This is a genomic window from Xenorhabdus sp. XBWT (genome assembly GCF_059072735.1).
Genome location: NZ_CM180990.1, coordinates 2,284,572 through 2,308,633, shown reverse-complemented (window position 1 = coordinate 2,308,633; position 24,062 = coordinate 2,284,572). Strand labels below are relative to the sequence as shown.

19 protein-coding genes, 2 tRNA genes and 2 pseudogenes are annotated in these 24,062 nt (G+C 41.6%); 11 read left to right on the top strand and 12 right to left on the bottom strand.

All coding sequences use genetic code 11. The features are described from left to right. Positions 1–31 precede the first annotated feature (31 nt). Both AC5JQI_RS10305 and AC5JQI_RS10300 read right to left on the bottom strand, forming a co-directional pair. Positions 32–1,024: a Nit6803 family nitrilase gene (locus tag AC5JQI_RS10305; protein WP_493912084.1), complete on the bottom strand. Its 993-nt coding sequence runs from the start codon at positions 1,022–1,024 to the stop codon at positions 32–34. A 30-nt stretch (positions 1,025–1,054) separates the two neighbouring features. Next, a complete protein-coding gene (locus AC5JQI_RS10300) occupies positions 1,055–1,537 on the bottom strand; it encodes an MSMEG_0572/Sll0783 family nitrogen starvation response protein (protein WP_010845689.1) in 483 nt (160 codons plus the stop codon). 246 nt (positions 1,538–1,783) lie between these two features. Between AC5JQI_RS10300 and AC5JQI_RS10295 the strand changes: the two genes are divergently transcribed. Further along, entirely contained in the window at positions 1,784–3,727 is a 1,944-nt protein-coding gene (locus AC5JQI_RS10295) for a sigma 54-interacting transcriptional regulator (RefSeq protein WP_493912083.1), read from the top strand. Between the two features lie 28 nt (positions 3,728–3,755). Here AC5JQI_RS10295 and dauA read toward each other — a convergent pair whose 3' ends face one another. The 5 genes and pseudogenes from dauA to AC5JQI_RS10270 all read right to left on the bottom strand — a co-directional run bounded on the left by dauA (position 3,756) and on the right by AC5JQI_RS10270 (position 9,669). Continuing rightward, complete coding sequence (gene dauA, locus AC5JQI_RS10290; protein WP_493912082.1) at positions 3,756–5,450, bottom strand: C4-dicarboxylic acid transporter DauA; 1,695 nt, start codon at positions 5,448–5,450, stop codon at positions 3,756–3,758. A gap of 314 nt (positions 5,451–5,764) precedes the next feature. Beyond that, positions 5,765–7,129, bottom strand: a complete 1,365-nt coding sequence (locus AC5JQI_RS10285) for a phosphatase PAP2/dual specificity phosphatase family protein (RefSeq protein WP_493912081.1) — start codon at positions 7,127–7,129, stop codon at positions 5,765–5,767. A gap of 11 nt (positions 7,130–7,140) precedes the next feature. Next, positions 7,141–7,350, bottom strand: a pseudogene (locus AC5JQI_RS10280) (class I SAM-dependent methyltransferase family protein); the annotation flags it as partial. A gap of 110 nt (positions 7,351–7,460) precedes the next feature. Further along, positions 7,461–9,037, bottom strand: a pseudogene (locus AC5JQI_RS10275) (bifunctional alpha/beta hydrolase/class I SAM-dependent methyltransferase); the annotation flags it as partial. Positions 9,038–9,045: 8 nt separating this feature from the next. Continuing rightward, positions 9,046–9,669 carry a CDP-alcohol phosphatidyltransferase family protein gene (locus AC5JQI_RS10270; protein ID WP_493912080.1) on the bottom strand — a complete coding sequence of 208 codons (624 nt, stop codon included), beginning with the start codon at positions 9,667–9,669 and terminating at the stop codon, positions 9,046–9,048. A 724-nt stretch (positions 9,670–10,393) separates the two neighbouring features. On the opposite strand from AC5JQI_RS10270, the gene AC5JQI_RS10265 reads away from it, so the two are divergent. The 5 genes from AC5JQI_RS10265 to AC5JQI_RS10245 all read left to right on the top strand — a co-directional run bounded on the left by AC5JQI_RS10265 (position 10,394) and on the right by AC5JQI_RS10245 (position 14,278). Next, positions 10,394–11,086: a helix-turn-helix transcriptional regulator gene (locus AC5JQI_RS10265; protein ID WP_493912079.1), complete on the top strand. Its 693-nt coding sequence runs from the start codon at positions 10,394–10,396 to the stop codon at positions 11,084–11,086. Positions 11,087–11,187: 101 nt separating this feature from the next. Next, positions 11,188–12,006 carry a VOC family protein gene (locus AC5JQI_RS10260; RefSeq protein WP_493912078.1) on the top strand — a complete coding sequence of 273 codons (819 nt, stop codon included), beginning with the start codon at positions 11,188–11,190 and terminating at the stop codon, positions 12,004–12,006. A gap of 23 nt (positions 12,007–12,029) precedes the next feature. After that, positions 12,030–12,803, top strand: coding sequence for an alpha/beta fold hydrolase (locus tag AC5JQI_RS10255; RefSeq protein ID WP_493912077.1), 774 nt, complete (start codon positions 12,030–12,032; stop codon positions 12,801–12,803). Between the two features lie 126 nt (positions 12,804–12,929). Then, a complete protein-coding gene (locus AC5JQI_RS10250; RefSeq protein ID WP_493912076.1) occupies positions 12,930–13,436 on the top strand; it encodes a helix-turn-helix domain-containing protein in 507 nt (168 codons plus the stop codon). Further along, positions 13,346–14,278: an IS3 family transposase gene (locus tag AC5JQI_RS10245; RefSeq protein WP_493914656.1), complete on the top strand. Its 933-nt coding sequence runs from the start codon at positions 13,346–13,348 to the stop codon at positions 14,276–14,278. Before AC5JQI_RS10250 ends, AC5JQI_RS10245 begins: the two co-directional genes overlap by 91 nt. Before the next feature lie 56 nt (positions 14,279–14,334). On the opposite strand, the gene AC5JQI_RS10240 is transcribed toward AC5JQI_RS10245, so the two are convergent. Next, positions 14,335–14,424, bottom strand: a tRNA-Ser gene (locus AC5JQI_RS10240). A 96-nt stretch (positions 14,425–14,520) separates the two neighbouring features. Beyond that, a tRNA-Ser gene (locus AC5JQI_RS10235) sits at positions 14,521–14,610 on the bottom strand. Positions 14,611–14,928: 318 nt separating this feature from the next. Between AC5JQI_RS10235 and ghrA the strand changes: the two genes are divergently transcribed. Next, positions 14,929–15,870 carry a glyoxylate/hydroxypyruvate reductase GhrA gene (gene ghrA, locus AC5JQI_RS10230; protein ID WP_493912075.1) on the top strand — a complete coding sequence of 314 codons (942 nt, stop codon included), beginning with the start codon at positions 14,929–14,931 and terminating at the stop codon, positions 15,868–15,870. Between the two features lie 83 nt (positions 15,871–15,953). Continuing rightward, positions 15,954–16,496, top strand: coding sequence for a TorD/DmsD family molecular chaperone (locus AC5JQI_RS10225; RefSeq protein WP_493912074.1), 543 nt, complete (start codon positions 15,954–15,956; stop codon positions 16,494–16,496). A 120-nt stretch (positions 16,497–16,616) separates the two neighbouring features. On the opposite strand, the gene AC5JQI_RS10220 is transcribed toward AC5JQI_RS10225, so the two are convergent. Then, positions 16,617–17,180: a lipoprotein gene (locus tag AC5JQI_RS10220; protein ID WP_493912073.1), complete on the bottom strand. Its 564-nt coding sequence runs from the start codon at positions 17,178–17,180 to the stop codon at positions 16,617–16,619. A 67-nt stretch (positions 17,181–17,247) separates the two neighbouring features. Continuing rightward, positions 17,248–18,453: a multidrug efflux MFS transporter MdtH gene (gene mdtH / locus AC5JQI_RS10215; RefSeq protein WP_493912072.1), complete on the bottom strand. Its 1,206-nt coding sequence runs from the start codon at positions 18,451–18,453 to the stop codon at positions 17,248–17,250. Positions 18,454–18,626: 173 nt separating this feature from the next. Between mdtH and rimJ the strand changes: the two genes are divergently transcribed. Next, positions 18,627–19,214, top strand: coding sequence for a ribosomal protein S5-alanine N-acetyltransferase (gene rimJ / locus AC5JQI_RS10210; protein WP_323854003.1), 588 nt, complete (start codon positions 18,627–18,629; stop codon positions 19,212–19,214). A gap of 178 nt (positions 19,215–19,392) precedes the next feature. Next, positions 19,393–20,931 (top strand): murein biosynthesis integral membrane protein MurJ, encoded by a 1,539-nt coding sequence (gene murJ / locus AC5JQI_RS10205; protein WP_493912071.1) that lies wholly within the window; start codon positions 19,393–19,395, stop codon positions 20,929–20,931. 255 nt (positions 20,932–21,186) lie between these two features. Here the strand turns inward: murJ and argS are convergent, their stop codons facing one another. Beyond that, entirely contained in the window at positions 21,187–22,917 is a 1,731-nt protein-coding gene (gene argS / locus AC5JQI_RS10200) for an arginine--tRNA ligase (RefSeq protein WP_493912070.1), read from the bottom strand. Here argS and AC5JQI_RS10195 point away from each other — a divergent pair. Then, on the top strand, positions 22,906–23,724 hold the full coding sequence (locus AC5JQI_RS10195) for a VOC family protein (RefSeq protein ID WP_493912069.1): 819 nt from the start codon (positions 22,906–22,908) through the stop codon (positions 23,722–23,724). The genes argS and AC5JQI_RS10195 overlap by 12 nt on opposite strands. Positions 23,725–24,062 lie beyond the last annotated feature (338 nt).

The window sequence follows — 24,062 nt, the reverse complement described above, 5'->3', positions numbered from 1 at the left end:
CCCCCTATTACTTGGGTTTAATCAATACGGTTCAGATCTGGGTTTCATTAAGTTTTGAATCTTTTTCGAGATGATTTTGAGCCGGTATTTCAATTTTCAGTTCGTGCAATACATTTGCCGGGCGGCGATCAATCAATAAGCTGAACAATTCGGGGCGGCTGTAATGTCCCACTGAATCCATCATGCGTTTGCGTTTATCAATCAAGCTAAGATCCAGATCGGCAATGCAATAACCTTCATCTTGCGTGAGCGGTTCAGCTAAGAACTTGCCTTCAGGAGAAACAATGGCGGTAAAGCATCCCCCTGAAATTGGCCCGATGTGACAGCCAGTATCCTGCATAATTTGTTGCTGCTGTTCAGGATGCAGCCATGCAGTGGCATTGACCACAAAACAGCCGGACTCTAACGCATGGTGTTGAATGGTTGCACTGATTTGATCGGAAAAAATTTGTCCTACCAGCGAACCGGGAAACATGGACGCATGAATTTGCTCACCATCTGCCATCAAGGCAAAACGTGCCAACGGGTTGTAATGTTCCCAACATGCCAGCGAACCAACTCGTCCCACTGCGGAGTCAATGGCCCGCAGGCCACTGCCATCACCTTGACCCCAGACCATGCGCTCATGGTAAGTTGGCGTAATTTTGCGGCGATGCTGAATGATTGAACCATCGGCATCAAATAACAGTTGTGCGTTATAAATCGTCCCGCCTGCACGTTCATTAATGCCAATCGATACCACCATGCTGGCTTCAAGGCAGGCTTGACCAATCGCCAGCGTTGTTTCGGAAGGGACAACCACTGATTCATTCAACAACTTTAAATGCTCTTTTCCCATAGCAAATGGCGGTTGTACAAAGGAAAAATAAGGGTAATAAGGCACGACGGTTTCAGGAAAAACAGCAAATTGCACACCTTGTTTTCCAAGCTCTAAAATAATGTCACAGATTTTTTTTACTGTTGCGGCTTGGCTGTAAAGTACTGGACTACATTGCACTGCGGCAGCTTTAATGATTCGGTTCATGTCTTATTCCCCTTATGAGTTTGTGCTTACTTAAACAGTCCAGGTATCAATAATTAAGGCATTTTCACGACGCATCAGTAGTTTTAAATCCATCACATCCAATGGATTAATCGGGCGAATTCCCGGAATAAGTGCTTTCTCGGTTTGACCATACATTGCTTGTAACGCAAAACGGCAGGCATAGACTTCGCCGCCTTCTTCCATAAAGGCTTTCAATTGGTTATTGACGGCCAAATGACCCGGAAAAGCCTCAGCCCCTAAAGTTGGAAAACCACGTTGAACCCCTAATTGCACACCCGGGCCGTAAAGCAATATTTTGGTTTCAAAGCCCTTGCGCAATAAACGCTTTGCCTGTAACACATTGATCAGGCCGATTGACCCTTCAAATGCAACGGTATGGAAAGTCAACAAGGCTTTTTCACCCGGCTGTGCTTTGACGTCCTCAAACACTTTTTCTTCGTAATCAACAAGAAAATCGCCATCTTTATATTGTTCGATATCAACTTTTGGCATAACAGCTCCTAGTTCAATGTTGTTTTGGAATGAATCGATCTGTCGTCTTTCGGTCTTATTGCAAAAGGTTATTGCGAAAGCTATGCCAAGTTATATTTCAGGGCAGGGTGGTTGTATTTATCTATTTGAAAAATAGAGTTAAAATTCACATAAAATATTTTTATTAATATAAATGGAACTGCTGGGATGCTATGATTTTCCGTAGTATTATGAATTTTTATAGTCTCAACTATGAAACTTCATAATATGAATATGATGAATAACATGAATGCAACTGATTTTATTTCGGATTGGGTCACTTCTGAAAACTCGATTCGCCCGCTGGTATTTGAACACACCTCACAGGCATTAATTGTGCTGGACCCACATCAAAACCAGTTTATTGATGTGAATATCAGTGCCACTCGATTATTGCGTTATGAACGTCATGAAATTACTCAAAAAACAGTCACTTCCATTTTTGGTCATTTAAGCCAATTGCCACACCTGCTGGCATTTACCGAAGAAGCGCTGGAAAATGATTGGGCTTGGAGCAATGAGCTATGTTCTTTTGATAAACAGGGTGAAAAAATTCAGTTAGAGATCACTTCCATTTCATTGCCCTACAAAAACAAGACATTGCTGATATGGTCGCTGGTGGATGTTAAAGAGTTAGAACTTCGTCAACTTAAAAAAAATACCGATAAAGCCATCCGTACAGATTTAAAAGAATGGCAAGCCTTGCAAGAACTGTTTATCGACTCCGATACAGGCAAACACTTATTACTGAGTTCAGTCGGTGACGGTATTTACAGTATCAACAAGCAAGGCTTGTGCACTTTTATCAATCCTGCCGGGGCTAAAATGCTGGGGCTGCAACCGGAAGATGTGCTGAGTAATAATATTCATGAGATTCATCATCATACCCATGAAAATGGTGATCATTACCCTGTTGAGGAGTGCCCGATTTACGCAGCGGTACATGACGGTATTGTGTATGAAGGTATTCAGGAAATTTTTTGGCGGCGTGACGGTAGTTGCTTTCCGGTGGAATTTACCAGTACCCCCGTGATCCGTGACAGTGAAATTATTGGTGCTGTGGTGGTATTCCGTGATATTACCGATCGGCTGAATACCGAAAAACAATTGACTCATGCCCTTGAAGAACTGCAAGATTTGCAAAGTCGGCTGGAACAGCAAAACGAATATTTACAGGAAGAAATTTTACAGGAAAATAAATACCATGAAATTGTCGGCAACAGTGTCTCTATTTTACAGATTATAGAAAAAATCAAGGTCGTCGCCTCCACGGATGCCAACGTGATGATTTATGGTGAATCCGGTACAGGCAAGGAACTGATTGCCCGTGCTATTCACCAATCCAGTCACCGTAAACAGCAACCACTTATTCGGGTCAACTGTGCCGCCATTCCTTCGGAATTGTTTGAAAGTGAATTTTTCGGGCATGTCAAAGGCGCGTTTACTGGCGCTGTGCGTGACCGTATCGGTCGTTTTGAATTGGCAGATCAGGGCACATTATTTTTAGATGAAATTGGCGACATTCAACCAGAGTTACAAAGTAAACTGCTGCGGGTATTGCAGGAAGGCACCTTTGAACGGGTTGGCGAAGAAAAAACGCGGCATGTGAATGTGCGGATTATTGCCGCCACCAACCGCAATTTAAAAGAAGATGTGAAAGACAAACGCTTTCGTGAAGATCTGTATTTCCGTTTAAATGTCTTTCCGATTCATTCCCCTGCCTTACGTGACCGTAAGGAAGATATTCCGCTTTTGGTGACACATTTTACCAGGCTGATTTGTGATAATCGTAAAATTAAGTATCTGCCATTTTCACAAAAGCATATTTTGGAACTTCAGCAATATGACTGGCCCGGTAATATCCGTGAGCTGCAAAATGTCATCGAACGGGCGCTGATTACGGCAAGGCAAGGAGCTGTTTCCTTTAAATATTTGTTAGAGCAAGATCAACAGCAACCTAAGATTCCGCGTCAGGATATTCACAATGAACATCAACAAACCGAAGGCGTGCTGACTATAGAACAATTCAAGGCGTTGGAAATTAAAAATCTTTCCCTTGCTGTGAAACAATGTAAAGGGAAAATTTTTGGTGATAACGGCGCAGCAAGGTTGTTGGGAATAAACCCAACAACCTTGATCTCACGCTTAAAGAAATTGGGGATTAATTATTAAAACTTTCATCCTGAGGCGGGCTGTTAGATTAAGCAATTTCCATTTCTTTCTGCACCTTGGATAACGTCGCATAAAAACTCAATTGCCCTTCAATGGGAACTATTTTGGCTCTGGCCAATGTTTTTAAGGGCTGGAAAGGGATATCACACACAACGATATGTTTTTCTCCCCCGATATCCCGGATAAACCCCTGAAAGGCGTTCAGGCCGCCGGCATCCAGCACGGGTACGGCATCCCATTGTATAATAATGGTGTGGTAATCAGCGCCTTTCTCTCTCAGCTCAGCAAAAATGCGTTCTGCGGCAGCAAAGAATAAAGGGCCATTGATTCTTACAACCAGCAATCCTTTATCGCTGTTCGTTAAAGGTGATGTACTGATGCGGGTCATATTGGCAATCTTGCGCATAAACAGAAGTGAGGCCAGCACAATGCCGATTGTGATCGCTATGACCATATCAAACAAAACGGTCAGGGACAGGCACAGTAGCATGACGATAATGTCATCTTTAGGGGCACGGCGAATGAGATCGACAATTTTATGGGCTTCACTCATATTCCAAGCGACGATCAGTAAAATAGCTGACATAGCCGCCAGCGGAAGATACGAGAGCATCGGTGCGAGAACCAGCAACGTCAGTAATACCAACAGAGAGTGAATAACTGCCGCAATGGGTGATGTTGCGCCTGCACGGACATTGGCGGCTGAACGGGCAATGGCCGCAGTGGCCGTGATCCCGCCAAAGAAAGGGGCAACGATATTCCCCATTCCCTGACCCAATAGTTCACTGTTGGAGTGATGTTTTTTGCCGGTCATGCCATCCAGAATGACGGCGCATAACAGTGACTCAATGGCGCCCAACATTGCCATCGAAAATGCGGCAGGCAGTAATGCTGATACGGTATTCCAACTGATATCGAAAGAATGGGTATCCGGTAAATTCCACGGCAAAATAAGTTGGGGAAGGATAGGGGGAATACCCTGACCTTGTGTGCCATCTTCCAGCATATAGCTGAATGATGAGCCGATCGTTGCCACATCATGACCCAGTAAGTGCATAAGACCCATAATACCCGTACCGACAATCAGGGCGGGTAAGTGACCGGGTAACTTTAATCCCAACTTTGGCCAGAAAATCAAGACCAGCAAGGTTGTGAAGCCGATGAGGGTATCGCTTAGTTGTAGAGAAGGGAAAGCCTGAAAGAGCGCCATGACTTTATTAATATAATTTTCCGGTACACGTTCCAGAGTCAGGCCAAAGAAATTTTTCACCTGCATGGTGGCAATAGTGATTGCAATACCGGAAGTAAACCCAAGAGTGACAGACAAGGGAATGTATTCAATAAGCCGGCCTAATCGCGCTAACCCCATGATGACCAGAATAATGCCTGACATGAGTGTTGCAATCAGTAATCCACTCAGGCCAAATTGCTGTGAAACCGGGTAAAGGATCACGACAAAAGCAGCGGTTGGTCCGGAAACGCTGTAACGTGAGCCTCCGGTGAGAGCAATAACAATGCCTGCAATAGCTGCGGTATACAGACCATATTGCGGAGCAACACCGCTGCCGATAGCCAGAGCCATTGCCAGTGGGATGGCAATAATGCCCACGGTAATCCCAGCGATGATATCTTTGATAAAACGGGAAAAAGAGTAAGGCTCCTTCCAACATGAGTCAATAAACGCACTAAATGGACGTATCCCCTTAATTTTACGAGTATTCATTGAAATAAAAACCAAAAATAAGATGTCGATGACAGTCTGAAAAAAGTGATGTCAGCATATCGTTTTTACCAGACCTGAAAGGTGTTATATGTCAAAAAGTTAACTAATAGGTTAGCCTTGGCGAAATAAAAATCAAATAACCAAGGTGGTTTTGTGAATGCAGCGTAAATAGAAAGCTGTCCTGTATTTAAAATTGAATGTTTTTAATACTGATTATGCTAATTTGTGATTTGCGGTAGTGCCGGAAAATTCTGATTGTTATTCTCATCTTATCAATATAAATAACAAAATTAGCCCTAATTGCAGGAACAGTCTTATGTTTTCCGGTACCGGTAGCATTCTGTCCATTGGACAAGGGCATCCAAATGGCCTTGCCTAAAAGTAATATGCGGTCTGGCTTGGCGCAGAATATCTATAACAGTGACAATATCATATTCAGGATGCCGTTTCAGTAACCATGCCGCAACAACCATGGCACTGCGGGACAATCCGAGTGTGCAATGAATGAATACTCTTCCTTTGGAATGCAAATTATCCAATGTATCAACTGCCGTTTTCAGCGCTTCGGGGGACAATGGCAGTAAGTCGATTTGCGGCTGGCAGGCATAGTTTTGCGGATAAGTATGATTGTGCCCGGCATAGCGATAAGAACATTGGTGCCATTCGGCCGTCATATCAAATACACTGGTTACATTGGCTGATGTGATAATTGATTGGCATGGCAAACTACCGAGAATAATGCCTTCCACAATTTGGTTATAGGGCGCGCACTTACGCCGGAACCAACGATAAGAGAGCCAGGCTCCCAAATGGTATGGTGCCATTAACCAGCGAGCAGAGAGTGACATTCGGCCATCTGATTGTTTTTGAAAAACTGAACTTCCTAATCCCGCATAGCCGAGAGAGATAATCAATAATGAGATAGCAGGCCACAATAGCATCCATAAAATACCGCCTGACCCAAATGCCATCAGTGTGAATAGCAAACTGCCTACGGCATAATAGACAACTAGCTTTCGGGCATAACGATCCTGGCTTGGTTGCCAATGCCAACGATGTAAAATCGGTAACAGATAACTCGTTAAAACACCTACCGCAAAGCCAGTGATTACATCAATAAAATGGTGCTGCCATGTGGTGAGAACCGATAATGCAATCAGGGAAGACCAAACATGCAGCAAGCCACGCCAATATCCATGCAGGTGTTCGGAATAACGCAACCAGAGTAACCATAGCAGGGCAATATGCAATGAAGGGGCTTGATTGTAGGGCAAGTCAAACAATTCTAGCTGATCAAATAACCATCCAAAAATACCTTCAGTCGTAGGGCGGGAAAACGAAAATTTCAGCGGGAATAGCAGAAATCCGAGGATGGCAATAAGTGATGCTGTCACTAATCGCCAGCCATGCATCCATTGTTCACGGCGGCTGGTGCATATGAATAGGGATATTCCATATAACAGATCGATACTCCAGTAAGGAATAATCATCCATGGCCAAAAAGGAATATGCTGTTCCCAACTGAACACCACAACATCCACATTATCTCTTTGCGCAGTAAACTGATTGACCTGCCCATAAGTGAGAAAAAAAAACGGTGCCAGAAATAACAACCACACACAGGCTGTTAGCCACAATCGTCGCCGGCTATCATAGGGGCGTTTTGTCAGGTGTTTCATGCTAATTATTCTCAACGGTAGACTCTTTTGGCAATCGATACAGTAAAAATTCCCCAGTTGTCAGTTAATTGATACATTTTTTCAAAACCAGCTGCTTCCACCATTGCATCTATTTCGCTTTGCGTGCGTCGACGCATAATCCACGGTTGGTTTTCACGATGACTGGATAGAACACGTGCGATCATCTCAAGCTGTGGATGCCAGGGTTGCCCGGTATATACCTGTCGTCTTTCAAGTTGCAGCTTTGTTGGCTGCGCTCACTCACCCCGGTCACATAGTTATCTATGCTCCAGGGGATTTGTTCCTTGCCGTCGCGCTGCATCTTGAAATCCAATGGGTATAGATTAAATAACCATTTTCTTCGATAGCATCAGCAAGGCCTCTCAGGGAGTTTCTAATCAGCGTATTGTCGGTGAACAATTCATAAAGGCCAGAAACAATGCCTAATGTTGGCGGTGGGGTAATGGATGCAATGCTGCCAGCATTAAATGCATCACCGATGACAAAACTGATTTTATCAGTGAGATTACGTTCTTCGATATAGGCTTTCCCTTGATTAACATTAAGTTCGCTGTAGTCCCTTAACAAAACAGAGTCAATTTTACTAAAATCATTAATTGCATCAAGAATATAACGTCCATGTCCGGCGGCTATATCGAGAATATGAACGGGCTGATGTTGTTGATGCAGATAGAGAATGGTCTGGCGGATTAACTTTTCCATATTGATCTTGCGCTGTCGTATGCCGCGCCAGCCAATATTATTCCTGAGATATAGCTGATCTAAAATCCGCCCCCAAATTCCCTGGCCTTGTGGTTTATTGCGGTAGACATAATCCAATGTGGAGCCAGAATCGAAACCCGTATCAAGACCAATTCGAATACCTTCGGATGCTTTTCCCCAGCGCGTACTCATTGCCTTACGCATTAGTTTATAAACGAGGTTTTTTGGACACAGATGTGGTAATGGCAGACTTAATTCCCGGAATTCATTTGCGGTATGGCCCCAGATATCTTCATTACTATAATCATGTTGATAGTGAGGAATAGCAAAAATGCGCCCGATAAAATCACGCATTTTTTCGAAGACCAGATGGCGATCTTTTTCACCCAGCGTATCGTGATAGAACCCCGTCATAACATGTTTTTCTTTAATCGGGGTATTCAACAGTTGATAAAACTTATGTTGTGGTTTTGGGTTAACGACATAATCGCTGCCAGAAATAAATAGCTGAGTTGGTATAGTGATAGCGCTCGCATCTTTCACTACACGCTCCGCGGTTTGATACAGCTCCAGCAAAATATTGACGGCAATTTCTCGGGTAATGAGGGGATCGCTATTATAAGACGAGATGCGTGCTTCATCGTGAGTCAGAAATTTTGCTTTTACATAGGAGTTGACGAAAAATACTCCCCGCGCTTTTTGCATTAATTGCAGCCCTTGTACAGCAAAAGGGATATACAATTTAATATCAAATGCTGGTGCTGCGAGGATCATGGCCCGAATTTTGGGTGCGTAATCATGTACCCAGACCGATACCAATACGGCTCCGACACTCTGACCAATCACCACTATATTTTTCATTTCAATATTGTATTTAGTGGCGATAAATCTTACAAATTCATCGACATCACGAATGGATGTTCCCATTGAGGGGCTATAACCACGTTTTCCTTCTGTCTTTCCATGTCCACGGGCATCCCAAGCGAACATGGGTACATCAGGAAGATTGAGTTCATCAACGACATGTTGGACTCGACCTGAGTGTTCATGACCTCGATGAAAAATGATAATAGCTTTTTCAGCAGTAGTCTGTTCTTGTGGCCAATAGCGGTAAAACAGGGAAGACTGATCTGATGTTGTGAAATAATGCTCTTCGGCAATACGTTGAGAGGATGATTGTGTCATGTTAAGGCTTATTTTGATTGTGATTGTTCAGACAGCTTGATTTCATGCAAGGCTTTAACCACGCGCTGGCAGCAAGTTACCAAGAGTAAAATAATCATAAAAGGGAACAAATAGTGGTTCCAGTTCAAGGCTGAAGGGAAAATGGCAATGATCAGCCCATAAGTACCAAAAACAAAAGCGCGGTCGCTTTTTCCCATTGGACCGTCATAGCGTCGTGATGAACCAATGGTTTGTGTCAAAATACCAATAAACTCTGTCAGGATGGTTAAGAACAAAATCACCAGCAGGCTTACGCTGTTGATATAAGGCAGAAAACAGAAAGGGAGATAGAGAGCAACATCGGAAATAACATCTCCCAGTTCATTATAAATGGCCCCTAAATGAGATTTTTGGTGATGTTCTCTTGCTAACATACCATCAATGGCATTAAGAGCCATACGGATAAAGAGAAAAACAGGCAATAACCAATAGATGCCGGGGAAAGAAAATAAACTCAGTAGTAAACCAATCGTGATTGATAATAACATCGCACCTAATGTTACCTGATTGGCGGTAATTCCGTGTTTGTGTAGAAAAATCACGATAGGACGTAATAGATTCTGAAAATATGGCTTTAGATTATAGATGGTCATATTTCTATAAGTCCTTTATAGATAAAATATCAAGGTTATTAAAATAAATAAACTTACTAAATCAATAGCGTTAGGCAATGAAGAGTTTACATGTATTTTCATCGATCTTCATAGCGATATTATCATTAATGAATAGGATTCTAAGTGTTACTTAGTGGCCTTTTATTTGCTCATTTTATCTTTTCAATAAGTCATTATCAGAGGTTGTTAAAATCCCTAAATAAAGATTGCAAAAAGTAAGAATGGTAAAATAGAGATATTTAAAATTTACAATATCTTTGCCAGAGTAAAAATTTTAGAAGAAGCAACTTGCTAAACTCCCTGACTATTGAAGAGCGAAAAATTACATATATGATAAATAAATATATTAAGTTAGGAATTCTAATCAATTTATCTAAATCAGATTCGGAAAAATAAAATAACATCAAGTAAATTTTCAAAGTAGATCAAAAAGAAATATCTTTCGCCTTGCTCGTTATTCCTGATTTTAGATTCTTTACGAACTGTTCTGAGTAAAGTACGAAATGTTATTGAACAATAACTCACTCAGGACAATTCAGTGATCTACCGTCTGGGCAGGAATGTCGATTGTGTCAGTTTATAAAGTGTCTTGAATTATTAGGTCACTACAGTTTCCTGACAATTTGAAAATATAGTAAGAATAAGTGATGATTGTCTTATAAATTTTGTGAAGTTAGTCGATTAACTTTAAGGATATGATGAATTGTCTAGGGCACAGCGTTTGTTATCCCTGATGGAAATTTTACGTAGTTATCATTTTCCCGTACAAGGAAAAGTATTGGCGCAGAAATTGAATATCAGCTTAAGAACACTTTATCGGGATATTGCGACTTTGCAGGTTCAGGGCGCCGTCATTGAAGGGGAAGCAGGGATAGGCTATGTTTTACGGCCGGGGTTTGTCTTACCGCCACTGATGCTAACGCAAAACGAAATAGAAGCCTTGGTATTAGGGGCTAATTGGGTATCTAAGCGTACAGATCCACAGTTAAAACAATCTGCCAATAGTGCAATCAGTAAAATTGCAGCGGTAATTCCAGAAGAACTTAAACAATTTTTAGAAACGAGTTCATTATTGGTCGGGTCTGCTTCTACAAAAATTCAACCTTCTATTGATATCCGGCAAATACGTCAATCTATTAATAACAGGCACAAAATCACTTTTTCTTATCTGGATCTGAAAGGCAACTCATCTGAAAGAACAATATGGCCATTTGCGTTAGGGTATTTTGAAAATATCAGTATCGTCATTGGTTGGTGTGAATTACGGGAAGCAATACGCCATTTTAGATCGGATAGGATGATTTGTTTGCATATTGAAAAACAAAGTTATCCGCGTTCAAGACAGTCATTACTGAAAGAATGGCGGGAAACGGAAAACATACCGAGTCAATCATAATATTTTTCATGAAAAGACTACTGACAGAAACTGACATCCCCAGTTGTTACTCTGCGGACTCTTGGTATTTTAAGTCAGTTTATAATTGTTGGAGTTTTTTTATGCTAATCCTAACTTTTTCTACATCAGTGAGCGCCAAACCTTCACAAATTTGGGCTCATTATGTCGATTTTGATTTACGGAAAAAATGGGAAATTGATCTCGAATATTTTAAGTTCGAGGGGGAAATTAGGACAGGGCAGTATAGTCGGATGACATTAAGTGACATGCCTGAAATCCGCTTTTATCTTGCGAATATTGAAATAAATAAAGAGGTTACTGATCAGGTTAATGTCCCGCAGATGGGAATGTTAACTTTTTGTCATCAAATTCTGACTGATGAAAACAATATGGCGGAGCGTATTCAGGTCACTGTTTCTTTTGAGCCTGAAACCAATGTCCCCAGTATTCAAGCGGAAAGTTTCTTCAAACAGGTGACCCAAGATTTGGTGGTAACAGTATCGAGGCTCAAGGCGGTGGTTGAAAAGGCTGAACATGCTGAGAGAGAAATTTCTGCTTTCGTTAAACCTAATCTTCAATTGGTTTATGTCTCTGATATTGAGCGTTCTACAACTTTCTATAAAACCTTATTCAATGCTGAACCAATCTTTTCCAGTCCGCGTTATGTGGCATTTCCCGCAGATAAAGAAGCCATTTTTGCTATTTGGAGTGGGGGAGAAAAACCTGATAGTGCTGTTCCGCGATTTTCGGAAATTGGCATTATGTTACCGTCCGAAGAAAATGTCGATCAACTCTTTGAAAAGTGGCAAAAGAATCCAAACATTGCAATTAAGCAAAAACCTTACACTGATGTTTTTGGTCGCACTTTCCTTGTAATAGATCCTGACGGTCATATTATTCGAGTGTGTCCTTTGGATTAAGGCAAATGAAGGAGATAATGTGTATGTTCGGTTTTAATCATCAAGATGGCAGTTATTTAGAGATTGATGGTGCGGATATCTATTATGAAATCCGAGGTAAGGCAAATGGTTATCCACTAATTTTTTTGCATGGCGGATTAAGTGACATTGAGACATTTAACCGAATAGTGGGTGACTTTGGAAATACCTACCAGCTCATCGGCATAGATAGCCGTGGGCAGGGGAAGTCTACTTTAGGGCAAGGAAACTTGACCTATCAACGCCTTCAACAAGATGTAGAAGCGGTGATCAAACACTTAGGGTTAAAAAAATTCAGCATTATTGCTCATAGCGATGGCGGAATTGTTGCGTTGCGCTTGGCTGCGGCAGGTATCATCCCCGTCGATAAAACAGTGGTCATTGGCGCTGGTTGTACATTACAAGAAGATGATCCGATGCAGGAGATACTTAAGAGTGTAACGGCTGAAGGCTGGCGCGCAATGCTACCTGACAGTTATAACAGTTACCATAGATTGAACCCGCAAGCGGATTTCAACAAGTTGATTGATAGTATTGTCCCTATGTGGACAGATACCAAAGAGAGCGGTTATCCCAATCAAACTATTCGTAAAATAGTGGGTGAATTATTGGTAGTGCGGGGAGATAACGATAGATTGGTTTCACGTATCCATGCAGCGGAATTAGCCGATCAGGTTCCTCACTCTTGCTTGCTAAATATTCCTTTTACGGAGCATTCACCCCATGAAGAAAAACCTGAGTTATTGGTGCCATTTTTGAAAGAATTCTTATTAAATTAATCTCAGTTTGCTAAATTAAACATGTCTGAGAGAATCCGAAGTATGTGGCAAAACATAGAAATAAAAAAGCCTGAACATATTGAAGTGACCCCCAATAGTTGGACAACCAATGACTGGGGGTTTTTTATGTCTAAATATAGTCGTGAACTAAAAATCATGATTGCTAAACGATGTCTAGCAGGTAACGCATCGGATAAGCTATCAGCGGAATATTCAATCTCTTCTCGACAAATTCGATACTGGTCTCAAGTTGTTGCCATTCATGGTGATAACGCTTTTTTGCCAACGCCTCACTCTCTTTGTGCTGCAACAAAACTCCATGCTTTGAAATTAATGTGGACAAATGATTGGTCTCTCACTCACACTAGCGCAGTTCTCAATTTAACGACCCCGGGTACCTTATCAGTCTGGCTTGATAAGTATAATGAAACAGGTATCAAAGGGCTTGAAAGTCCTCAGCGAGGAAGACCCCCAATGAAATCACGACCTAAAATTCCGCCGAAGTCTGATGACGAAATGACAGTTGAGGAACTTAAAGAAGAATTAGCTTATTTACGTGCAGAAAATGCTGTCCTAAAAAAGTTAGAGGGGCTGGAACAGAAGAAACGCCAACGAGCAAAGAAAAAGCGTTAATTGTTTTAGCTCTTAAAAAGAAATATCCATTAAAGCACTTACTTTGTGCCATTAATCTTGCAAGAAGCGTGTTTTACTATCAGTGTCAAGCGCTTAAAAAAACGCGTGCTTATGAACAAGAAATAGAGATGATTAAGACTATTTATCATGAGCATAAAGGTCGTTATGGCTATCGTCGCATTCATTTAGCATTGAGAAAAAATGGCTTTAAAATCAATCACAAGACAGTACAACGATTAATGGGACAATTAAACCTAAAATCCACGGTAAGGCCGAAGAAATATCGTTCGTATCGTGGAGAAGTGGGTAAAACAGCACCGAATTGGTTAGCAAGAGATTTTCACGCGACAAAACCGAATGAGAAATGGGTAACGGATGTGACGGAGTTTAAAGTGAATGAACAAAAAGTTTATCTATCACCTATTATTGATTTATTTAATCAAGAGGTTATCGCTTACAACGTGGCGAAAAAGGCGAGTCTGCCTTTAGTGACTGAAATGCTAAAAGAGGCATTAGAGAGGCTAGATGCTCACGCTAAGCCACTCATTCACAGTGATCAAGGTTGGCAATATCGACATAGGGCTTATCAAAAACAACTTGCTGATAAAGATATTAAGCAAAGTATGTCGAGGAAAGGGAACTGTTTGGATAATGCGATGGCCGAAAACTTTTTTGCCTTACTCAAAACAGAAATGTATCACCGACAGTACTTTAAAGATGCTGATGAACTGATTGAAAAGATAGAAGAATACATCGAATATTACAATACAAAACGGATTAAGGTGAAATTAAAAGGCCTAACTCCGATAGAATATCGAAATCAGGCCTTACATGCCGCTTAACTAAAATGTCCAACTTTTTGGGGTCAGTTCATATGTTCAGGCTTTTTTATAGAATATGGCGGTGAGGGAGGGATTCGAACCCTCGATACGTTTTCACGTATACACACTTTCCAGGCGTGCTCCTTCAGCCTCTCGGACACCTCACCGAATTTTGTTTTTCAATATCTTTATAGAAGATACCTATTTGCCTTCTAAGGCACTAAAAAAGCCTGAGCGTTTTGTTCAGGCTCTCTTATAGAATATGGCGGTGAGGGAGGGATTCGAACCCTCGATACGTTTTCACGTATACACACTTTCCAGGCGTGCTCCTTCAGCCTCTCGGACACCTCACCATATTTTGTTGCCACAGGAATTCAGATTGTGTTCACCGTTGCAACGGGGCGCTACTATAGGGAAAAGCAGGGCGGGCGTCAACATGCTTATAAGTATTTTTTCTGGCTTTTTGACTGATTAGACAAATAAAAAACAATTTGTGCGCTTGGCAGTCAATTACGGAAGGAAGGGAACCCTCTTTTTTTTGCAACGAATCATGAAAAATATGTTAACCAGATAACATTATCAATATTTTCATTCACTCCTTTACATCAGAGGCTTGCAACCTCCAAGCAATAGGTTGACCCTATCGGAAAAACAAAAAGGAATGAGATTTTATGAACATCATTTTCTTCCACCCTTATTTTAATGCTGATGAATGGATTCAGGGGATACAGGCTAGGTTACCTGAAGCTAAAGTTCGGCAATGGGTTCGTGGTGATAATGCTCCTACCGATTACGCTTTAGTTTGGCTTCCTCCTTATGAAATGTTGGCTAATCATCAGGAGATAAAAGGTCTATTTGTACTCGGAGCGGGTGTCGATTCCGTTCTCAAGCAAGAGTTGAAAAAACCCGGCACACTACCTGCGAGCGTTCCGCTGATACGTCTTGAAGATACCGGAATGGCGCAGCAGATGCAGGAATATGCGATGACTTCAGTCTTACACTATTTCCGTCGCATGGATGAATATAAGCAATATCAGGAACAGCGTCTTTGGAAACCTTTGGCTCGACACAATAGAAAGGATTTTGTTATTGGCGTCTTAGGTGCCGGCGTTTTAGGGCGCAGCGTTATCGAAAAACTGAAGGGGTTTGATTTTCATGTGCGTTGTTGGAGCAAAACGCCAAAACAAATTGATAACGTCGAAAGTTTTTACGGAAAAGAGCAATTGGGCGATTTTCTTTCTGAATGTAAGGTGCTGATTAATATCCTGCCAGATACAACGGAAACTCGTGGTATTCTTAATCTTTCACTATTCAGTCAGTTAAAATCGGGTTCATATGTAATCAATATTGCACGCGGTGCTCAACTCGTCGAGCAGGATTTGCTGGTTGCAATTGATAAAGGTTATGTTGCTGGTGCGACCCTTGATGTCTTTGCCGAAGAACCATTATCAAATTTACATCCTTTCTGGACTCATCCTCGCATTAATATAACTCCGCATATTGCAGCAAATACCATTCCTGATGAGGCTATGGATGCTATTTGCGAAAATATCCGACGGATGGAAAATGGTAAGCAACCTTTTGGTCTCGTTGATATTAACAGCGGTTATTAACAAGCCGCTTTACAGCAAGGCAGACGATTAGGGACAATAACTGAATTCATTATTTAGGTAAGTTATTGGGATTGGATGAAGTTATGAACGAGTTTTCTATTGTTTGTCGTATTTTGGGAACGTTATTTAATCGGGCACCACAAGATCCTGTTCTGCAACCCCTCATTACCATGATTGCAGATGGAAAATTGAAACAAGCATGGCCTTTGGAGCAGGATGAGTTATTGGAGCGATTGCAGCAAAACAGTGAATTGTCGGTTATCGAAGCGGATTATCACGCCCTGTTTACCGGAGAGTCAGCAAGTGTTGCAGCTTGCCGTACTGATTATACGGATGAAAAAGAAAGTGAAGTGCGTCAGTTTTTAGCAGAGCGGGGTATGCCTTTGTCTGATGCACCGGCTGATCAATTTGGCTCTTTGTTATTGGCTGCGTCATGGTTGGAAGATCAGGCAGCAGAAGATGAAGTTCAAGCCCAAATCACTTTGTTTGATGAATACTTACTGCCTTGGTGCGGAAAGTTTCTCGGTAAAGTGGAAGCTCATGCAACTAGCAGTTTTTATCGAACATTGGCAATTGTTACCCGTGAAGCACTGCAAGCGTTGCGTGAAGAACTTGAATCTGAGTGACAATGTCACTTTATCAGGCTGGTAACTATTTAAATAGACGAAATTATTGGTAGATTGTGGATCAAATAAGGGCCAATTATAGTTAGTAACTGGCTCTTATTATTTCATTGACAATAAAAATTATTTATCAGCCAAGTCAATAACTAATTTACCCGGTTTAACTGCCAAACCTTTGGCTAATTTTGATGCGGCTGCTTCAGTCTTGCTTTTTTCTGGGTTTAAGACATAAACAGGATGAGTGTCAAAAAATTCACTCAAAGAAGTATTCAGATAAGGAATTAACACCTTAATTGGAGCGGCGACTTTTTCTGGTGTTGTCTGGTAGTTTACAATTTCCAGTCCCTTAATGAAAATAGCCCCTTTTTCTGCATCAAATATCGGTTTAGCTCTGATAGTAAGTTTCATATCAGCTTGGACATTACCCAATAAAGTGATTAACTGAATTTTTGCCTGACTGGACAGTTCAATTTTTTCTGGATCTTTGCGGCCGACCTGACTGGTTAAATCCCCTAGTGTAATATTGGCTTTGGCTGCACCGGGAAGGCTAATTTGCTTCTGATAATGAACTCTTTTTAATAAATATTCATTGAGTAGGCCTTCGTTGATGCTGAATTCTTTGAATTGGTCACAGCCACTGACTAACCCTACCAGTATCAATACTACTCCTAATAAAAACTGTCTCATCTTGTCTCCTTTTATTTTCAACGGGTAGATCTTACACTATTTATTACATGATTTATGTATTACATGGTTAAGGCTGACTCATTATGATGGGTTCAATTTTTTTCCGATTGAATTGACGATGAAGAGCATAAATAGTAATTAATCCTGTCAAACCCAGCAAAATCCATGGTAATTGTGGCATATTCAAGGTTTTTCCTGTGTCATAAAGCCATCCGCCGCCGGTATAGCCCAATGCACCTCCTAGCGCCAGCCCCAGTCGACTGAACCCCATATAACTACCACGGGCCCGTGGATCAGCCAGTGAAGCACTGAGTGTTTCACGTGCAGGTTCTGCTGTCACTATGCCCAGATAGAACAGACAAATCAGGCCAAACAAGAGATGCAGTTGATCTGCCCAACCGATTGGGAACATACAGAGGCTCATTAAAAACAGCCCGGCCATCAGGCGTTGTTCCTGTCGAAAATATTTTTCACTCCAGCGGGCAATAGGATAAAGCAATGTCAGAGAAATCACAGCTTCAATGGCATACATCCACTTAACGGCAGTATGTGTGCCGGAAATTTCATGGATAATAATCGGAAACATTAACATGACTTGTACCGACAGAATAAAATAACCAGTTAATGTCAGCACATAGTAAAAGAACCGGCGATCTTTAATGACTCGGTTCATACCCTCTTTGATGGGGGTTCGGGTTGTTGATATGCGATATGCAGGTAAAAACCATGCATTAAATAGTGCCGCCAGTACAAAAATTATTGCTCCAATCCAGCAGACAACATCAAAATTATATTGCAGCAACCAACTTCCTAGCAGAGCACCGACTACAGCACCTGCGCTATCTTGCATTAATAATAATGAATAAAAGCGACCGCGCTCATGGGGACGGGTTAACTTGATTACCAGCGCTGCCCGTGGGGGGTCAAACAGAGTTCCGCCCAATGCTGATAAAACACAGGAAAGGATTAGTATCCAAGGCTCGGAAGCCATTGCCATCATGGCGAAACCCGATGCGCGTAATAACATTCCGATAACAATCATTGGCTTGGCACCGAATTTGTCTGCAATAGCCCCGCCAAAAATGCCAAGCCCTTGCTGCACAAATTGGCGCATACCCAGTGCAAAGCCGACAATGACGGCAGCCCAGCCAAGTTGTTCGACGAAACGAATTGAAATTAAGGGAAAAACAACGAAAAATCCCAGAACAACCAATAAATTGTCGAATAAAAGAAAATATTTACCCAAGCTACGAGCTTGTGAAACTAATGACATTTCGCACCATCAAAATATGAAAAAATAAATATAAATTTTTGTTATTCTGGACTGAATTTTATCCTTAAGATAGAGGAGTATAGATGATATTTTTTTATCGTGAGACGGTGATAAAAACTCTTATAAGAGCTAAATTATTGAGGATTTTTTCAAGGTAAAGATCGGGAGAAGGCATGTTTGGTTATCGTTCTGCATCGCCTAAGATTCGCTTTATGACTGATAGGATGATTGTTCGTTTGGTATATGAACGTGATGCCTATAGATTGGCTGAATATTATGCGGAAAATAAAGATTTTCTTAAACCATGGGAACCCACAAGGGATGGTAGTTTTTATCAACCTTCAGGATGGACAAATAGATTGAGTTATCTTGCCGAGCTGCAAAGACAAGAGGCTGCATTTAATTTTTTACTGTTAGACCCTGATGAAAATGAGGTGATAGGGGTTGCTAATTTCACGAATGTTGTGCGTGGAGCATTTTATTCTTGTTATCTGGGTTACTCTTTGGGCGAAAAATGGCAGGGACAGGGTTTGATGTATGAAGCGTTGCAGCCTGCCATTCGTTATATGCAACGCCACCAGAAAATGCACCGGATTATGGCCAACTATATGCCACATAATCACCGCAGTGGAAATCTCCTCAAGAAATTAGGATTTGAACGGGAAGGTTATGCCAAGAATTATTTGATGATTGATGGTATCTGGCAAGACCATGTACTGACATCACTGACTGATGATATGTGGGGAAAGACGGGTTTATAAGTTTGTAGCTTATGAAACTATAGTTATATAACCAATGTAGACATAATTTTTGTCTGTTAGACTTGAAACACGGCTGCTATCTCACCGGAATGTTTTATCTACCACGTTTATGACATCTTGGTGATAGCTTTACATCTTTTATGTTCATTTCATAAAAATCACTTTTTAGAATAACACCATGAATTTACTTAAATCACTGGCAGCGGTTAGCTCAATGACGATGTTTTCGCGCGTTCTGGGCTTTATTCGAGATGCTATCATTGCCCGCATATTTGGTGCTGGTGTAGCGACAGATGCTTTTTTTATTGCGTTCAAGCTGCCGAACTTGCTACGCCGTATTTTTGCTGAGGGCGCTTTTTCTCAAGCGTTTGTGCCTATTCTGGCTGAATACAAAAATCAGCAGGGAGATGAAGCAACACGTACGTTTATCGCATATGTGTCAGGAATGCTGACATTGATTCTGGCGATAGTCACAATAATCGGGGTGATTGCTGCACCTTGGGTTATCTATGTGACGGCTCCGGGGTTCACGGATACACCGGATAAATTTGCCTTAACCCATGATCTGCTGAGAATTACCTTTCCCTACATTTTTTTGATCTCTTTAGCGTCTTTGGCAGGAGCAATCCTCAATACATGGAATCGGTTTTCTGTCCCCGCTTTTGCACCAACGTTGCTCAATCTCAGTATGATCGTCTTCTCACTGTTTGTTGCACCTTACTGTAATCCGCCGGTCATGGCATTGGGTTGGGCGGTCGTTGCCGGTGGGGTTTTGCAATTGGCTTACCAGCTTCCTCATTTGAAAAAAATAGGCATGCTGGTATTACCAAGGGTTTCTTTTCGTGACAGCAGTGTATGGCGTGTTATACGCCAGATGGGACCGGCGATCTTAGGGGTTTCTGTTAGCCAGATTTCCTTGATCATCAATACTATTTTTGCTTCATTTCTGGTTTCAGGTTCGGTTTCGTGGATGTATTATGCCGACCGTTTAATGGAATTGCCTTCTGGAGTCTTGGGGGTAGCATTAGGAACGATCTTGCTGCCTTCACTGGCAAAAAGTTTTTCCAGTGGAAATCATGAAGAATATAGAAAATTAATGGATTGGGGTTTGCGTCTCTGCTTTCTTTTGGCATTACCTTGTGCAGTAGCATTAGGTATTTTGGCGGAACCATTAACTGTATCACTCTTTCAATACGGCAATTTTTCTTCCTTTGATGCAGAAATGACTCAGCGGGCATTAATCGCTTACTGCTTTGGGTTAATGGGATTGATTGTTGTTAAAGTTCTCGCACCGGGTTTCTATTCTCGCCAGGATATAAAAACGCCGGTTAGGATTGCGATTGCAACCCTGATTTTGACTCAGTTAATGAACCTTGTTTTTATTGGCCCATTGAAGCATGCAGGGCTGGCGCTTTCTATCGGTCTGGCTGCCTGTTTTAATGCCTCTATGCTTTATTGGCAATTACGTAAACGTGATATCTTCAAACCATTGGCAGGGTGGAGTGGATTTCTGTTGAAATTGGTTGTGGCGATATTGGTTATGGTCGGCGTATTACTGACGGTATTGTGGTTTATGCCAGCGTGGGAGCAGGGCAATATGGCGATGCGCCTGCTACGATTAATGGGCGTTGTGATTGCTGGCGCAGGTAGTTATTTTGTTGCATTGGCTTTGATGGGTTTTCGATTTAAAGATTTTGCTCTTCGGGGAATGAACTAATTATTTAGCTGATCAAACTTTTGTTAAATGCCGCCCAATTATTTATTGAGCGGCATCACTTCCGTCTTTCTTGCCGACATAATTCATTTAAACATTCAGCGTGATCAGATTCTTCTTTTCTTTGTGTCAACATTGTTTTTATGTGTTCAATCTTTTTCATTCCGATTATTTATTAGAAATATAAAAAGAGGGAGAAAATATTGGGTAGGCAGGAAAACTGGCACGAAAAGTCATGCCAGTTTTAGCAAAAGGTTATTACATCCGTTCTACAGTCTGAATACCCAAAGTATCAAGGCCTTGTTTCAAGGTTTTTGCTGTCAGCAGAGCCAATTTCAGACGGCTTTGGCGCATTTCTTCGCTGTCTGCATTCAGGATTGGGCAATGTTCGTAGAAACCAGAGAATAAGCCAGCCAAATCATACAGGTAAGCACACATTACGTGAGGTGTACCTTCGCGGGCAACAGTCGTGATCGTTTCTTCAAATTGCAACAAACGGGTTGCCAGAGCTTGCTCACGCTCTTCGTTCAGAATGACTGGTTGTGTCAGGCTGCTTTCATCAATTTCCGCACGTTTAAAGATAGAGTTTACTCGGGTATAGGCATATTGCATATAAGGTGCGGTATTGCCTTCAAATGCGAGCATGTTGTCCCAGTCAAAAACGTAGTCTGTGGTACGGCTCTTGGAAAGATCAGCATATTTCACCGCACCAATACCAACAGCTTGAACGACTTTTTTCAGTTCATCTTCAGGCATATCCGGGTTTTTCTCACGGATCAGGGTATGCGCACGTTCAATGGCTTCATCCAATAAATCAGACAACTTTACTGTACCGCCGGCGCGGGTTTTGAAAGGTTTGCCATCTTTGCCTAACATCATGCCGAACATATGGTGCTCAAGTGACATAGATTCAGGAATGTAACCGGCTTTGCGAACAATCGTCCATGCCTGCATTAAATGTTGATGCTGGCGTGAATCGATATAATAAAGGACGCGGTCGGCATGCAGAACTTCATGGCGGTATTTGGCACAGGCAATATCTGTTGTAGTGTAAAGGTAGCCACCATCTTTTTTCTGGATGATAACTCCCATTGGTTCGCCTTCTTTATTCCTGAATTCATCAAGATAGACCACGGTAGCGCCGTCGCTTTCAACAGCAAGGCCTTTCTGTTTCAGATCTGCAACGACACCTGGCAGCATATCGTTATACAAACTTTCACCCATAATATTTTTTTCAGTCAGGGTGACATTCAGGCGATTATAGGTTTCCTGATTTTGTGACATAGTGATATCAACCAGTTTGCGCCACATTGCACGGCAATATTCATCACCACCTTGCAGTTTTACTACGTAATTACGGGCGCGAACGGCAAACTCTTCGTTCTCATCGTAAGTCTTCTTGGCTTCACGGTAGAATTCTTCTAAATCCGCGAGAGCCATATCGCTGGCATTTTCATTCTGGATTTTTTCCAGATAGGCGATCAGCATACCAAATTGGGTTCCCCAATCACCAAGGTGGTTGGCGCGAATGACTTTGTGCCCCAGAAATTCAAGGGTACGTGCCGCCGCATCGCCAATAATAGTAGAACGAATGTGGCCAATGTGCATTTGCTTGGCAACATTCGGTGCAGAATAATCGATAACAATGGTTTGAGATTCGACTGGCGCGATACCCAGTTTTTTGTCTTTCAGCGCTGATTCAATATTGGCCGAAATCCAGCTTTTATCCAGAAAAATATTGATAAAGCCCGGCCCTGCAATTTCAACTTTGCTGGCAATTCCTTGCAGATCCAGAAAGCTAACGACTTTTTCTGCCAATTGTCGGGGTGGCATGCCCACTTTTTTAGCTGCCGCCATGACACCATTCGCTTGGTAGTCACCAAACTGAGTTTTTGCAGATTGACGGACGTGAGCTTCGCTGTCGGCTGGAGCACCAGCTGCAATCAGCGCGTGGCTGATTTTTTCTGAAAGAATGCCTTGAATATTCACCGTGTTACCTTAAGTTACGCACGAAAGTTTCTGCATTTGAATTATGCACATGCTTTCACACGCGTGGGTTATGAGAAAATAACGGGGTTTATATCATATTCAGTATCCTGCATGCTACTATCAGCCGCTGGTGGTGGTATTACTTTTCGTTTTCAGTTTGCCTTTCAGTCGATTCTTCGCCATTTAACATTACTTAGGTTATGTTTTGCAGGGGGAGAGAACGATTTTGATGGTTTTTTTAATGAGAATAAAATGATTCATTTTTCAACAGTTCCTGAATTGCAGGATTTAGCTGCTGATTTGGGTGTGTTTGCGCAAAAATTAAAACAATTTGGCGAAGATTCTGGTTTGGATTTTGCGCAATATCCCGCAGATCATATTTCACTGCGTTGTAATCAAGTTTCACTGGCAGAGCGTTGGCGCTGGGGTTTTCTACAATGTGGTCATTTGATGTCTGAAAGCATTATTAATGGACGACCAATCTGTTTGTTTGAATTGGAACAATCAATAATCTTACTTGGCTGGCGGATTGATTGTGTTGAATTGCCTTATCCGAGTCAAAAACAATATATTCACCAAGGGTGGGAACATATTGAACTTGTTCTGCCAACACAGCCAGAGCAACTTATGGATGAAGCTTACAGATTGCTTCCAGATCCTCTGCCTGAGGGTTTTCATACAAAGGAAAGTCACCCTAAAGGAAATAATGAAAGATTACCGAATCCAACATTGGCTATAACAAATAGTGAAGTCACGGTTAAGTTTCATCCTTTTTCTATCAAAGACATTGTCAAGAGTGAAGTTTAGTCAGTAATCAATCAAAATAAGTCTCACTTATCACGTGAGGCCTGGAATCCATCAAGGCATCAATCCCATATACAGATATTATATATTGGTTATTATCACAAAATTAAATATTTCTCGTCCAAATGTTTACTCAATGTTCCAGAGTGTGAACCTTCCAACGTTGTGATTGGCGGAAAACATGTCTAATACTATAGAGTAAGAGGCAATTCCTGAGCGGAGAATGTTTTGGGCAGCTTCTTTGCTTGTGTATAAATACCTATATTTTAATTTTCAAGTCCGATGTTTCATTTAACTCATTGTTTTATAACTATTGTTTTTCACACAATCTCATTATCATT